Origin of the sequence: Streptomyces sp. NPDC059679, assembly GCF_042734105.1 — a bacterium.
Classification (GTDB): domain Bacteria; phylum Actinomycetota; class Actinomycetes; order Streptomycetales; family Streptomycetaceae; genus Streptomyces.
The window spans coordinates 14,146-29,086 of the sequence record NZ_JBHWES010000030.1; the positions used below are offsets into that span (position 1 = coordinate 14,146).

General features: G+C 73.4%; 6 protein-coding genes and 1 pseudogene. All 7 read left to right on the forward strand.

The genetic code is table 11. From position 1 onward, the window contains the following. The first annotated feature begins 6 nt into the window (after window positions 1-6). Window positions 7-6,573, forward strand: a complete 6,567-nt coding sequence (locus tag ACFV2X_RS28805; protein WP_385621791.1) for an SDR family NAD(P)-dependent oxidoreductase — start codon at window positions 7-9, stop codon at window positions 6,571-6,573. Window positions 6,574-6,639: 66 nt separating this feature from the next. Further along, window positions 6,640-8,082 carry a polyprenol phosphomannose-dependent alpha 1,6 mannosyltransferase MptB gene (gene mptB, locus ACFV2X_RS28810; protein WP_385621949.1) on the forward strand — a complete coding sequence of 481 codons (1,443 nt, stop codon included), beginning with the start codon at window positions 6,640-6,642 and terminating at the stop codon, window positions 8,080-8,082. Further along, window positions 8,079-9,392: a glycosyltransferase 87 family protein gene (locus tag ACFV2X_RS28815; RefSeq protein ID WP_385621793.1), complete on the forward strand. Its 1,314-nt coding sequence runs from the start codon at window positions 8,079-8,081 to the stop codon at window positions 9,390-9,392. The genes mptB and ACFV2X_RS28815 overlap by 4 nt, the downstream gene beginning before the upstream one ends. Window positions 9,393-9,437: 45 nt before the next feature. Then, the gene (locus tag ACFV2X_RS28820; protein ID WP_385621795.1) at window positions 9,438-10,412 is read left to right on the forward strand and encodes a YbhN family protein; all 975 of its coding nucleotides are present in this window, start codon (window positions 9,438-9,440) and stop codon (window positions 10,410-10,412) included. Between the two features lie 364 nt (window positions 10,413-10,776). Beyond that, on the forward strand, window positions 10,777-13,464 hold the full coding sequence (locus ACFV2X_RS28825; RefSeq protein ID WP_385621797.1) for a YfhO family protein: 2,688 nt from the start codon (window positions 10,777-10,779) through the stop codon (window positions 13,462-13,464). A gap of 28 nt (window positions 13,465-13,492) precedes the next feature. Further along, window positions 13,493-14,458, forward strand: a complete 966-nt coding sequence (locus ACFV2X_RS28830; protein WP_385621951.1) for a glycosyltransferase family 2 protein — start codon at window positions 13,493-13,495, stop codon at window positions 14,456-14,458. 29 nt (window positions 14,459-14,487) lie between these two features. Then, window positions 14,488-14,841: pseudogene (locus ACFV2X_RS28835) on the forward strand (GtrA family protein); the annotation flags it as partial. Window positions 14,842-14,941: the final 100 nt, after the last annotated feature.

Here is a 14,941-nt window from a genome sequence, read left to right on the forward strand (position 1 = left end):
AACCCGATGAGCAAGAACACATACGCATCCGGACGGCCGCCCGGCCAGAGTGCCGACCGTATCGCCGTGGTCGGCATGGGCTGCCGGTTCCCGGGAGACGTCGACTCGCCCGCCGCGCTGTGGCGGCTGCTGATGGACGCCCGGGAGGCGCTGGGGGATCCCCCGGCCGAGCGGGCGGAACTGTGCGCACCGCGCGGTGCGCGGGCCCCCGGCCCGCAGACCCTGTCGGACGGCACCCCCGTATCCGTACGGGGCGGGTATCTCCGCGATGTCTCCGGCTTCGACGCCGACTTCTTCGGCGTATCCGGCCGTGAGGCGGACATCCTCGACCCCCAGCACCGACTGCTGCTCGAGGTGGCCTGGGAGGCCCTGGAACACGCCGGGATGCCACCCGAGCGGCTGGCCGGCACCTCGACCGGCGTCTTCACCGGGCTCAGCTACCACGACTACCTGGACTGCCTCGACTGGCAACCCCATGAGAACGAGGGCTCGATCCTGGCGAACGGGCACTGCGTGGCGGCGGGCCGGATCTCCTATCTGCTGGGGCTGCACGGCCCGTGCGTCGCCCTGGACACCGCCTGCTCCTCGTCGCTGGTCGCCGTGCACCTCGCGGCCCAGGCGCTGCGCGCGGGCGAGTGCGACCTGGCCCTGGCCGGCGGGGTCACCCTGATGTTCGACCCCAAGATCACTCGCTCGTTCACCCGGATGGGCATGCTCTCGCGCCGTGGGCACTGCCACGCCTTCGACGCCGCCGCCGACGGCTTCGTGCGCGGCGAGGGCTGCGGGATCGTCGCCCTCAAACGCCTCGCCGACGCCGTACGGGACGGCGACCGGATCCTGGCGGTGCTGCGCGGCTCCGCCGTCAACCAGGACGGCCGGTCCGACGGACTCGCCGCGCCCTCGGCCGCCGCCCAGCGCGCCCTGTACGAGGAGGCGCTGGCCCGGGCCGGGGTCGATCCGCGCGATGTCGGGATGGTCGAGGCGCACGGCCCCGGTACCCCGGTGGGGGACCCGGTGGAGTTCGCCAGCCTCGCCGCGGTGTACGGGAACGGCCCCGGCCGATGTGCCCTGGCGTCGCTCAAGACCAACCTGGGCCACCTGGAACCCGCCGCCGGGGTGGCCGGGCTGGTCAAGGCCGTGCTGTGCCTGCGCCGGGGGACGATACCGCCCAACCTGCACTTCACCCGCTGGAACCCGGCCATCGAGAACGCCGCCGCGACGCGGCTGTTCGTACCCACCGAGCCGACGCGCTGGCCGATGCTCACCACCCCCCGGCTGGCCGCCGTGTCCTCTTTCGGGTTCTCCGGGACCAACGCGCATGTGCTGCTGGAGGAGCCACCCGCCACCTCGGCCCGCCGGCGCGCGCGGCCACCGAGGCGGGAGCGGGACGCCGCACCCCTGGTCTTCCTCGTGCCGGCCGGCTCCCGGGCGGCCCTTCCGGCCGCTGCGGGGCGCCTCGCGGACTGGCTGGAAGGCGACGGCGCGACCGTACCGCTGCGCGACATCGCCCACACGCTCGCGGTGCGGCGCAGCCCGGGCCGTGGGCGGCTCGGTGTCGTCACGGCGTCGCGGGGCGAACTCGTGCGAATTCTACGCGCGTCACAGGCCGGGCGGGCCCATCCGGCGGCGGTGATCGGGGAGGTGGGAGCCGCGGTGTCCCGGCGCCCGGTGTGGGTGTTCTCCGGCCAGGGCTCGCAGTGGCCGGGTATGGGTCGCGGACTGCTGAACGTGGAGCCCGCCTTCGCCGCCGCGCTCGCCGAGGCCGATGAACTGATCGCCGCCGAGGCCGGGTTCTCGGTCCTCGACGTGGTGCGCTCCGGCGAACCGGTGACCGGCTGCGCACGGGTCCAGCCGGTGCTCTTCGCCCTGCAGACCGCGCTTGCGGCGGCCTGGCGCGCCCACGGCGTGGAACCCGCCGGGGTCATCGGACACTCCATGGGCGAGGTCGCCGCCGCGGTCGTGGCCGGGGCGCTGTCCCTGGCCGACGGGGTACGGGTGATCTGCCGCCGCTCCGCGCTGCTGACCCGGGTCGCGGGGCGGGGCGCGATGGCGACGGTGGGCCTGGGGGCGGACGACGTACAGGCCGAACTCGACGCGGAACGCGGGGCCGAATCCGGCGCTGAACCCGGGACTACGGGGGCCGCGGCCGGGGGAGCCGGGGCGGTGGGAGCCGCCGTCACGGTCGCGGTCATGGCGGCGCCCGACGCCACGGTCGTGGCCGGGGACGCGGCACACCTGGAGCGTCTGGTCGCCGGCTGGGAGGCGCGCGGCATCCCGGCCGCCCTGGTCGCGGTGGACGTCGCCTCGCACTCCCCCCAAGTGGACCCGCTCCTGGCCGATCTGCGCGACGCCCTCGCCGATCTGACACCCCGCACACCGAGCCTGCCGTTCTACACCACCGTGCTGGACGATCCGCACACCGTCCCCGCCTTCGACGCCGACTACTGGTGCGCCAATCTGCGCCACCCGGTCCGGTTCGCCGCGGCCGTCGCCGCGGCGGCCGCCGACCGCCACCTCGTGTACGTCGAGATCGCCCCGCACCCGGTCGTCACCCACTCCGTCGGCCGCTGCCTGGAGGCCATGGGTGACATGGGCGGCATGGGCGGCGGACACGTCGTGCTGCCCACGCTGCGCCGCGACGAGGACGAGACAGCCACCTTCCGCACCCAACTGGCCGCCCTGCACTGCGCGGGCGTCCCTGTGGACTGGACACGGCTGTATCAGCGGCTGTGCCCAAGGGCTGCCCTCGTCGACGTCCCCACCATCACCTTCGACCGCAAACACCACTGGACCCGGCCCACCCTCTCAGCCCTTCCGGGAGGGCCGCCGGGCCCCGCCGCCGGTCCGCTGCCCGGCAGCCACACGGAGGTGCCCGGCGATCCGGTCCGGCACACCTGGCTCGGCGAGACCGGGACCGCCGCGCTGCCCTGGCTGGACGACCACAAGGTCCACGGCGCCCCCGTACTGCCCGGAGCCGCCCACTACGCCATCGCGCTCACCACCGCCTGCGAGGTCTTCGACGCCCTGCCCACCGAAGTCGAGGTCACCGAGGTGCACTTCCGCGAGCCGCTGAGGCTCGCCGAGCACACCGACATCACCACCACGCTCACCCTGGCCGCCGCCGACCGCGCCGACTGCGAGATCTTCGGACGCGGCGACGACGGCACCTGGATACGGCAGTCCACTGCGGTGGTGCGCCGGCTGGCCGTACCCCCGAGGCCGCGCGCCGCGTCCGTGGAAAACCTCGCCCTGCGCCACCCGGTCCCCGTCGAACCCGCCTCCCTGTACGCCAACATGCGGGCCCGCGGGCTCCACCACGGGCCGGCGTTCAACGGGATCACCCAGGCGTACGCCTCCCGCCGCGGCGACAGTTTCTGGGCACGGGTCGAGATACCCGAGGCGGCGCGCACCCCCGAGCACGCGCTGCGCGTCCACCCCGCCCTCGTCGACCTGTGCGGTCAACTCCTCATAGCGGGGCTGCTGCACGAGACCGACCCCGGGCTGATCCTGCCGGTCCGGATCCGCTCCGCACGGGTCCTCGGCGATACCGCGACCGCGGCGTACTGCCACGCCCGCGTCGTCGAGGCCACGCCCGACACGCTCATCGGCCACATCCGGCTGCTCGACGAGGCGGGCACCCCGGTCCTGGCCATCGACGGGCTGCGGCTGGCGCGCCGCGCCGTCCCCGAGCCCGCCGAAGTCGACCACTGGTTCCTCGAGACCGGCTGGCACCGCGCCGAGCGGCCGACACCCGCGGCCACCGGCCCGGCGGGAGACTGGCTGGTCGTCGGCGAGGGCGGGACGGACGCCCCGGCGGGGGAACTGGCCGACGCGCTGCGCGCGGCCGGGGCGCGAGCCGACACCTGGAACTGGCCCCCGGACGCCCGCCGCCTCGACGCCTTCCGTGAATCCCTGACCGCCCGCCTGGCCCAGCGCGCCACCACGGCCGTGGTCCTGCTGAGCGGTGCGGATACCGACGCGGACCCGGCCACTGAAGCCCTCGCCCGCACGTGCAGGGCGCTCGGCGCCGCCCAGGCGATCGCCGCTTGCGGCGCCGAGCCGCCCCGTCTGTACGTGATCACCCGCGGCGCCCGTGCCGTGGCATCCGGGGAGGTTGCGGACCCGACGCAGAGTTCGCTCCGCGGGCTGGTCCGAGTGCTCGCCCTCGAACACCCGCGCATGCGGGCCACGCTGGTGGACACCGCACCCATCGGCTCCATCACGGATCGCGCCGGGGCGACCGACCTCGCCACCCCCGCCCCCACCTGGTTGTCGGACCTGGCCGCGGAACTGCTCGCCGACGCGCCCGAGGACGAGGTCGCCCTGCGCGGCGCCGCTCGCCACGTCGCGCGGCTGGCCTACGCGCCGCTGACGGACGCCGAACGCTCCGCGGCCGTCGCCCGCAGCGTGCGCTACGGCGTGGACGGCTTCCGGCTGCGGGCAGGCCGGCTCGGGGATCTCGGCAGCCTGGAGCTCGCCGCGACGGGGCGGCGGCGCCCGGGGGCGGGGGAGGTGGAGGTGCGGGTGGCCGCGGCCGGGGTGAACTTCCGGGACGTTCTCACCGCCATGGGGCTGCTGCCCGGTGACCGCGACATCCGGTACCGGATCGGCTTCGAGTGCGTGGGAGAGGTGACCGCGGTCGGGGCGGGTGTCACCGAGTTCGCCGTTGGCGACCGAGTGCTGGCCGCGGATGTGAACGGTGGGGCGTTCGGTTCGTTCACCGTCGTACCCGCCGAGGTGGTCGCACCCGTTCCGGACGGTCTCGACGCGGTCACCGCCGCCGGATTGCCCATCGCGTTCCTCACCGCCTGGTACGCGCTGCGCCATGTCGCCCGGCTGGCGCCGGGGGAGCGGGTGCTGATCCACTCGGCGACCGGCGGCACCGGGCTGGCCGCCGTCGCGGTGGCGCGGCTGCTGGGCGCGGAGGTGCTGGCCACCGCGGGCAGTGAGGACAAGCGGCGGTTTCTGCGCGGCATCGGCATCGCCCACGTCATGGACTCGCGCTCGCTGGACTTCTGCGCGCAGGCCCGGGCGGCGACCGGCGGGGAAGGGGTCGACGTCGTCCTCAACTCACTCGCCGGCGCGGCGATCAGGGCCGGGCTCGAAGCGCTGCGGCCGTTCGGCCGGTTCGTCGAGCTGGGCGTGCGCGACATCCTCTCCGACGCCCCGCTGGGTCTGGCGCCGCTGCGCCACAACATCACGCTGAGCACCGTGGACCTCGGCGAACTGCAGCGCGACCGGCTGGCGGTGTTCGGCGCGGCGCTGCGCGAGGTGGTCGCCGAGTTGGCCGAGGGGCGGCTGGCGCCACTGCGGTGTACGGAGTTTCCGCTGTCGGCGGCCTCCGACGCGTTTCGGCTGATGGCGGGTGCGGGCCATATCGGCAAGTTGGTGCTGACCGTGCCGGAACAGGGCGAAACCGGCGCCGTGCTGCCCGATGGACCGCGGCCGGTGCGCGAGGGCGGGGCTTATGTGATCACCGGCGGTCTGCGCGGCCTGGGTCTTGCCACCGCGCGCTGGCTGGCGGCCCGGCGCGCCGGACATCTCGTACTGAACGGCCGCACCGCCCCCACGGCCGCCACCGCGCGGGAACTCAATGAACTCTCGGCAGCCGGGACCCGGATCACCGTGGTGCTCGGCGATATCGCCCGGCCGGGCACGGCCGAGCGCCTGGTGGCCGCCGCCACCGCGGACGGGACGCCGCTGCGTGGGGTGGTGCACAGCGCCATGGCGCTGGACGACGCGACGGTCACCAACATCCGTGACGACCAACTGCGGCGGGTGTGGGCGCCCAAGGCCACCGGTGCGTGGCGGCTGCACGAGGCCACCGCCGGGCAGCCGCTGGACTGGTTCGCGGTGTTCTCCTCGATGGCCTCGCTGTTGGGCAACCCCGGCCAGGGCGCGTACGCCACCGCGAATGCCTGGCTGGACGGGTTCGCGGCCTGGCGTTCCGCGCGCGGGCTGCCCACCCTCGCGGTCAACTGGGGCCCGTGGGGCGAGACCGGCGTCGCCACCGGCTTCGCCGACCGCGGTTACGAGACCATCCCCACCGACCGGGGCCTACGAGCGCTGGGCGCCCTGCTGGCGCACGGCCGGGTGCAGACCGGGGTGATCCCCGGTGAGCCGGGCACCTGGATTCCGGCGGCCGGGCGGCAGTCGGCGCTCTTCGGCCCGCTGCTTCCCAGCGGAACCGACGGCACCGACGACGCCGATGGCACACAGAACACAGGCGACGCAAGGGACGGCGACGACATCCGCGCCCGGCTGGCCGCGCTCCCCGCGGGCTTGGCCCGCCGCTCCGCCCTGGAGGCGTACTTGGGCGACCACATCCGTACGGTCCTGCGCCTCAGCGGCTCCACGCTGGACCCGCAGACCTCCCTGAAGGCCCTCGGCTTCGACTCCCTGCTGGCCATGGAGTTGCGCGTGCGGCTCGAATCCGGCCTGGGCGTCAAGCTCGCCGCCAACTTCGTTTGGCAGCACCCGACGGTGGCGGAGCTCGCCGTCGGACTCGCCGAGCACATGGGTCTTGACATCGCCGGGGGTACGCCAGGCGGCCGACACCTGGCCGCCGACTGACGGTGACCGCAGCGTCAATTTTCGGACACACGGCGGGCCAATTCTGGTCAGGTGCTGGTCCGCCGTGTGTTCCTGAGCCGTGTCGCCCATGTCGCCCTTGTCGTCCATCCGCACCAGTGCGTGCTGCTCGGGCTCGCGGGCTCGTTGGCGCTGGCGGCGGGAGGAAGGACGGCCGGCGCGCTGCCCGTGGCGGACGTCCTGGTCCCCGATTCCGGGGGCGCCGCGCTCGGCCTGGTCAGTACGTACTTCGGCCTCGTACTGCTGGTCGGGGCCTGGCTGTTGCTGGGCCGCGCGGTACGCGGCCCCCGGCCGCCGGACCCGCGCGACCTGCTGGTGACCCTCGCCGTCTGGGCCGCCCCGCTGCTGGCCGCGCCCCCGCTGTTCAGCCGGGACGTCTACAGCTATCTCGCCCAGGGCGCCATGGTCGACGCGCGCATCGACGTGTACGTACACGGCCCCGCCCGGCTCGGCGGGCCGCTGGCCGCCGAGGTGGCGCCCCTGTGGCAGCACACCCCCGCCCCCTACGGCCCGGTGTCCCTGGCCTTCGAGACGGCGGTCGTGGGCGCCTCACGCACCGAGGTGTCCGCGGGGGTGTTCGGCATGCGGCTGGTCGCGCTGGCCGGCGTGGCGCTGATGATCCTCGCCCTCCTCGCGCTCGCACGCCGCTGCGGCACCGATCCGGCCGCCGCCCTGTGGCTGGGGGCGCTCAATCCGCTGTTGCTGATCCACCTGGTGGGCGGGGCACACAACGACGCCGTGATGATCGGGTTGCTCGGCGCCGGGCTGGTGGCCGCGACCGGCCGGTGGCCCGCGTGCGGCGCCGTGCTGGTCACCCTGGCCGCCCTGGTCAAGGCGCCCGCCGCGCTCGGGCTGCTGGCCGTCGCCGCGCTCTGGGCGGGCCTGCTGAGGGGGAGATGGCGGCGTACCCGGGCCGTACTGGCCACCGGCGCCCTGGCGCTGGGCACCACGGGCGCGGCGACGGCCGTCGCCGGCACCGGCTATGGCTGGATCACCGCCCTGACCACCCCGGTCTCCCCGGACAACTGGGCGTTGACCAGCGCCCTCGGCCGCGCCACCGGCGCCGCCCTGGACGCCCTCGGCAGCGGTCTGGCGCCGCTGGCCACCCCGGCTTGGCATGCGCTCGGCCTGCTGGCGACGGCCGTCACCGTCGCGGTCGTCTGGCTGCGCGCCTCCCGCTCCCGCCCCGTCTACGCGCTGGGGCTGAGCCTGATGGCGGTGGCGGCGCTCGGCCCCGCGATCCGCCCCTGGTATCTGCTGTGGGGGCTGTTCCTCATCGCCGCGGCAGCGCCGAGCGGACCGGTGCGCCGGGCGGTCGCCGCCGCGAGCGGGGTGCTGGCCCTGGCCGTACTGCCCAGCGGATTCGCGCCGGACCGACAGCAGCTGACCCTCGCCGTATGCGGCGGGGCGCTGGCCCTGCTCACGCTGTGGTGCGTCAAATTGGCCCCGAGACTCGCCGCAGGCGACCACTGGACGGAGCACGCGGCATGACGGGCCCCACCACCACGCGCGGCCGACTGCTGCTGACGCTCGGGCTGACCGGGGCCGTGGCGCTCTTCCTGGCCACCGTGCCGCTCCACCGCGACTGGTTCGACCTGAGCGTCTACTACGGCACCGTCGACCACTGGCTGCACGACGGGGGCCGCATGTACGACTACACGGTGCCCGGCGCGGACGGCACCGCCTACGGCTTCACCTACCCGCCGTTCGCGGCCCTGTGCATGCTGCCGATGGCCCTGGTGAGCTGGTCGGGCGCGATCACCATCTGCATGCTGCTCAACCTGGCCGCCTCGGCGGTCGTGCTGTACTGGCTGACCGGTCCCCTCGTACGCCGCCACGCCCGGCACCGGTGGTTCGCCTTCGCCATGGCGGCCTGCCTGTTCGCCCTGCTGGAGCCGGTCCGGGACACCTTCAGCTTCGGCCAGGTCAACCTGGTCCTGCTGGCGCTCGTGCTCTTCGACGCCTGGCTGCTGTCCACCGGCCGCGGCAAGTACGCGGGGTTCGCCATCGGCATCGCCGCCGCGATCAAGCTCACCCCGGCGATCTTCATCTGCTGCCTGGCCGTCACCGGGCGCCGGCGCGCCGCCGGAACGGCCGCGGGCACCGCGGCGGCCGCGACCCTGCTGGCCGCCTGGGTGGCGCCGACCGCGTCACGGGACTACTGGACCGAGGACCTGTGGGACACCGACCGCATCGGGGTCGCCGCGTATGTCTCCAACCAGTCGTGGCGCGGAGTGCTGGCCCGGCTCACCGACCCCGTCCCGCCGAGCGGCGCCATCTGGGCGCTGGGGGCGCTCGCCGTCATGGCACTGTGGGCCCATCGCGTACGGCGCGCGGCCGCCGCGGGGGACGAGGCGGCGGGGTTCGCGCTGACCGGCGTCGCCGCCTGCCTGGTCAGCCCGATCACCTGGGTGCACCATCTGGTGTGGCTGATCCCGGCCCTGACGGTGCTGGTCGACACCGGGCTGCGGTCCGAAACGCCGCCCGCGCGCCGCCGCCGGCTGCTGTCCACCGCGGCCGCGGTGTATGTGATCCTGTGCAGCAGCGTGGTGTGGCTGTGGCGCCTCCACCCCACCGGTGTGGACGGCTTCCTGGGGAGCAACGCCTACGTATGGATCTGCCTCGGCCTGCTGCTCGCCCTCCCGGTGCGCGAGCCGGATGTCCCGGTGTGCGAGCCGGACGCCCCTACGCGTGGGCCGGACGTCCCCGTGCGTGGGCCGGACGTCGCCTTTTCGCCACCGCCGCGCCGACCGGATGTCGATCCGAGTACGTCTCGACGTCTCCCACGATGGACACCCTGACCACACCGCCCCGGTCTCTCCGCCCCCGAGCACCTGTGAGCGCACATGCCCGCGACGATGATGCCCGAGCGGCAGAGCCTCCCCGCCCGCCGGCGGCTTCCGCTGCGTCAGATCCTGTGCCTGCTGCCGATCGCCGTCGTCGCCGTATGGGTGATCGGGCACTGGTCGCTCATCGGCTCCGGCGCCCGTCAGCTCCTTGACGCCAACCCCTACTGGCTGCTCGCCGCGGTCGCCACGACGGGTCTCGGCTGGGTCGCCGTGTCGTTCGCCCGGCAGGGCACCGTCCTGGAACGGCTGCCTCCGGGGCGGCTGTTCGCCACCCAGTTCGCCGCGGGGGCGGCCAACCACCTGCTGCCGTCGGGGATCGGCGCGAGCGCGGTCAACATCCGCTTCATGACCGGCTGCGGCCTCCCCGCCGCCCGCTCCTCGGCCGCGCTCGCCCTGTACTTCCTCGCGGAGGCCACCGCCCGCATCGGGCTGCTGCTGGTCCTCCTGCTCGCCTTCCCCGAAGCGCTCAGGATCGGGCCGCTGCTCCCGGACCGGATCGGGGCGGCGCTGCCGTTGACGGCCGGGGCGGTGGTCTGCGCGCTGGTGGCCGCGGTTCTGGCGATCCGTCCGGTGCGCCGGATCGTCCGCACCTTCCTGGTCACCGCGCTCACCGACGCCCGCTCGCTGCACGCCCGGCCGTCCAGGGCGCTTGCCCTGTGGGGCGGTGCGGTGGCCTTTCCCGTGCTGCAGGCGGCCGGGCTCGCGGCGGTCGCCGTCGCGGTGGAGCTGGACGTGCCGCCCGGGCATGTCGTACTGGCCTATCTGGCCGCGACGTGCCTGGCCGCGGCCATCCCGTCGCCCGGAGGCATCGGCTCCGTGGACGCCGCGCTGGTCATCGCGCTCGTCGCGACCGGGGCCCCGGCGGACGCCGCCACCTCCGCGGTGCTCGCCTACCGCTTCATCACGGTCTGGCTCCCGTTGATCCCCGGAGCGCTGGTGTTGGGAACCCTGGTGCGCTGGAAGATCGTCTAAGCGACCGCGGCCGGGCCGCCCAACTGCCGTCCCCTGACGCCTCGTACGTTTCCTCTCGCCGCCCAAAAGGTGAACACAGCAAATACGAAGGATTAATTCCGGAAGTCGCCCCATCGTTTTGTAAATTCCGCAGACAGCGGGGCAACCAATCAAGGATTCGCGGGGTCAAACAGGCCGAGTGAGCGCGCCGCGCATTCCACTGGGGGGAGTCGTGCGACGTCCATTCGAGCTGCCCGCGTACGCGGCCGTGAAGTGTGACCCACGCCATGGGAACTCGTCCGCGTCGCCGGACAAGTAATCGGCGTGAAGTCAAAATTCACGCCGTCTATCGGAATTGGATCCTGACGAATTCATGCGATCGCTCATGACCGGCCAACCGGCCCGCACCCGGCCGGATGACCAGCCGCGCGAAGCCGCCGCGCCGCCCGCGTCCGACGCACCGCCGGTCGCGCTGCCGGACGCGCTTCCGGACGTCCCGCGCGGCGTCCGCGCCCGGGCCGCCGCGCTCGCCGCCCTGGTCACGGTGGCCGCCTTGTGCCTCGGCGACGCCGTGGCCCGCAGCTACCCCTTCGGGTTCAGAACCCGCAGCGTGAACGACCTGGGCAATCAGTTCGTGCCCTTCCACGCCCATCTGTGGGACCTGCTGCACGGCCGCGGGGACGGCGGCCTGTTCCTCAACTGGCAGTCCGGCTATGGCGCCAGCTTCCTGCCCGACCTGGGCACCTACCTCGGCAGCCCGTTCGCGCTGCTCGTCGCCCTCTTCCCGCGTGACCGGATCGACCTCGCGGTGTATGTGATCACGCTGCTGAAGATGGCCACGGCCGGTGCGGTGATGGCCCAACTGCTGCTGACGCTGCGCCCCGGCCGGTGGTGGGCGGCCGGGGCGCTCGGCGCCTCGTACGCGCTGTGCGGCTGGTCCGTGGCCGAGGCCTCGTACAACCCCATGTGGCTGGACGGGCTGATCGCGCTGCCGCTGTTGTGCCTGGTCGGCCACTGGGTCCTGGCGGGGCGGCGGTTCGTCGTGGGCGCGCTGCTGGTCGCGCTCATGTGGATCGCCAACTTCTACACCGCGTACATGGCCACCCTCGGCGCCGTACTGCTGCTGCTCACCCGGCTCCTGGCGGCCGCCCCCACCGGCGTCCCCCTGCGGCAGCGGCTCGCGCCGCTGTGGCGGCCCGTGGCGCGGCTGGCGGGCGTCCTGGCGGTCGGCGTGGGCCTCGCGGCGCCCATGGTCTCGGTCATCTACTTCGGCACCAAACACGCCTACCCGGGCCGGGTCATGGAGTTCACCCCCAAGCCCTGGACGGACGTCCTGGCCCGGCTGCTGCCGGGCACGTACAACTTCAGCAGCCCGGCCGTCTACGTCGACACGGTGGCGCTGCTGCTCGCCCTGACGCTGCCGTTCAACCCGGCGGTCCCCAAGCGGCTGCGAAGCGGCTGGACGCTGCTGGTCGCGGCGGTGGCGCTGTCCTTCCAGTGGGGGCCGACCCAACTGGCCTGGCACGCCTTCAGCGTCCCCAACGGCAGCCAGTACCGGGAGACCTTCGTACTGTGCGGGCTGCTGGTGACCGCCGCCTGGCTCTCCTTCGCGCACGGCACACCGGGCCGCCGCCCGCTGCTGGCCGCGGGCGCGCTGCTGGCGGTGATCGCGGCGGGCGCGTCCCGCTCCACCGAGCTGATGCGCCCCTGGACCTATCCGCTCCTGCTGGTCGGGCTCGCCGCCGTCGCGGTCGCCCTCCTGCTGGCCCGGTACGCCAGGCGGCACCACCGTCCGCTGCTCGCCGCCCTCGCCGTCGTCCTGCTGATCGGCGCCCAGGTGGGCCAGTCCGCGGCCACCATGGCCGTCGCCGACCGGCTGCGGCTGGGGCATCTGGACGACTACGCGCCCTGGGGCGAGCGCCAGCGGAAGCAGCAGGAGTTGATCGCGGACGCGAACGGCTGGCCCCGGTACCGTACGGACCCGGGCCGCGAACAGACCGTCGGCAATGACCCGCTGCTGGTCGGCGGACAGGGCGCGCAGTACTACAGCAGCCTCACCGCCGATGTGTTCAGCCGCACCCTCACCGCTCTCGGCGGCGGCTGGTACTCGCGCGGCCGGTCCCTGCAGAGCCTGGACAACCCGGTCACCGACGCGATCTTCTCGGTCGGCGCCCGCGTCCACTCCCCGCCCGATCCGCACCGGGACCCGAACGCGACGATCGACGTCGAGCCGTACGTCACCCGCGCGTCCGTACCACCCCTGGTCACCGTCCGGCCCGCCGTCAAGAAGGCGCCCGCGTTCGGCTCCTCGCCGTTCCGCAACCAGGAACTCCTGCTCGGGGCCCGGGTGTACACCATGGCCGACAAGGTCGCGATACGCGGCGCGGGCGGCGGCCCGGCCGCCCGCACCCCCGAGCACGGCTACCGACTGCCCCCCGGCCCCACCAAGCACTCCCGCCCGAAGGCGCTGCTGACCGCCACCTGCCCGGGCGGCTCCCAGGTGTTCCTGTGGGCGCCGCACTACTGGGGGGTCGCCGCGCTACGCGGCGCCGACCGGCCCCCGGTCGGGTTCCGGGGCGACAACCCGGTCACCAAGATCGCCCCCATGCAGCCGCTGGGGAAGGCCCCGGCCTCCGGGCGCGTCGAGGTGGATCTGACCATCCAGAAGGGCGGCACCGTCCCCGCCGATTCCATCGGCTGCCTGGACACCGGACGGCTGCGCACGGCCGTCGACCGGCTCCGGTCCCACGGCGCCACCTCCGTGCAGGTCACCGACACCGGCATCCGGGCCGAACTGCCCGCCGGCTCCCGCGGCCTCGCCGTGGTCGCCGTCCCGCGGATCGCGGGCTGGCAGTGCGCCGCGGGCGACGGAGAGCACCGCCCGGCCGACAGCCACCTCGGCCTGATCGCCGTGGAGCTCGACGGCTCCGCCACCTCCATCGACTGCACCTTCCGCCCTCCCGGCCTGCGCCTCGGCTCCGCCGTGGGAGCCGCCGCACTGCTGGCCCTGACCCTCCCGGCCGCCTTTCGGCTGCTGCGCAACCGACGGGAGAGCCGCCATGTCCATCACTGACGCCCGCGAATTCCGCACGGGGGAGACCATGCTCATTTCCATCGTCGTACCCTGCTACAACGAAGAAGCCGTGATCGATCGTTTTCATGAACACCTCACACGAGAACTCAGGGCGATCGACCACGACTGTGAATTCGTTTACGTGGATGATGGCAGCAAGGACCGTACGCTTTCGCTGCTGAAAAAACTGGCCGAAACCGATCCCCGGGTCCGCTACGTTTCCTTCAGCCGCAATTTCGGCAAGGAAGCCGCGATGCTGGCTGGGCTGCGTTATGCCTCCGGCGACGCCGTCGTCATCATGGACGCCGATCTCCAGCACCCCCCGGAGCTGGTCAAGCGCATGGTGGAGCTGCATGCCCAGGGCCATGACCAGGTCATCGCCAAGCGCACCCGCGACGGCGACCGGGTCACCCGGGTCCTCACCGCCCGCGCCTACTACCGGCTCATCAACCGCTTCGTCGATGTGGAGCTGGCCGACGGCGTCGGCGACTTCCGGCTGCTGTCCCGGCGCGCGGTGGACGCCGTGCTGGGGCTGACCGAGTACAACCGCTTCTCCAAGGGGCTGTTCGCCTGGGTGGGCTTCCCGAGCGTGACCTTCGAGTACGAGAACGCCGTACGCGAGGAGGGCCGCAGCAAGTGGACCTTCGGCCAGCTGCTCAACTACGGGGCCGACGGGCTGATCTCCTTCAACAACAAGCCACTGCGCGCCGCGGTCTACCTCGGCCTGCTGCTGCTGTCGGTGGCCGCGCTGTACGCGGCGTGGATCGTGGGCAGCGCGGCGGTCAACGGGGTCGACACGCCCGGCTATGTCACCCTGCTCGTCGTCATCACGGCGCTGGCCGGCGTCCAGATGGTCATGGTCGGCGTGATCGGTGAGTACATCGGCCGTATCTACTATGAGGTCAAGCGGCGCCCCCACTTCCTGGTGCAGTCCACCAACGCCGTCCCCGCCGCCGCCCCGCTCAAGGACCAGCTGAAGGATTTCGTCCGGTGACCTCTCGTACCAGGCCCGCGCGCCGGGCGATGCTCGGCCAGGCGGTCAGATTCGGCCTGGTGGGCGTCGTCAACACCGCCACCTACTACGGTATGTACCTGTTGTTCCTGCGCCGGCTGCCCTATCTCGTGGCCCATGTCGCCGCCTTCGCCCTCAGCACGGTCGGCTCGTTCCTGCTCAACTGCTGGTTCACCTACCGCACCCGCCCCACCTGGCGGAAGTTCCTGCTCTTCCCCCTGACCACGGCCGCCAACTTCGTCATCACCACCGGCGGGGTCTACGTCCTCGTCGACCTCCTGCACACCGGCGATCGGGCGGCCCCGCTGATGGCCGCCGCGGCGGCCGTGCCGATCACCTTTGTCCTCTCCCGGACGATCATGCTCGGGCAGGGGTCCCAGGGCTCCCAGGAGCCCGCCGAAAACCCGGTGCGGCGGCGGGCGGTGGCCACTACCGTGCCAGGCAGTCACCTGGACATCGAGCACG

What these genes read in the sequence shown, in the direction of transcription:
- ACFV2X_RS28805 (WP_385621791.1), top strand. Translation starts at nt 7, where the DNA reads ATGAGCAAGAACACATACGCATCCGGACGGCCGCCCGGCCAGAGTGCC.
- ACFV2X_RS28815 (WP_385621793.1), top strand. Translation starts at nt 8,079, where the DNA reads ATGACGGGCCCCACCACCACGCGCGGCCGACTGCTGCTGACGCTCGGG.
- ACFV2X_RS28820 (WP_385621795.1), top strand. Translation starts at nt 9,438, where the DNA reads ATGCCCGCGACGATGATGCCCGAGCGGCAGAGCCTCCCCGCCCGCCGG.
- ACFV2X_RS28825 (WP_385621797.1), top strand. Translation starts at nt 10,777, where the DNA reads ATGACCGGCCAACCGGCCCGCACCCGGCCGGATGACCAGCCGCGCGAA.
- ACFV2X_RS28830 (WP_385621951.1), top strand. Translation starts at nt 13,493, where the DNA reads ATGCTCATTTCCATCGTCGTACCCTGCTACAACGAAGAAGCCGTGATC.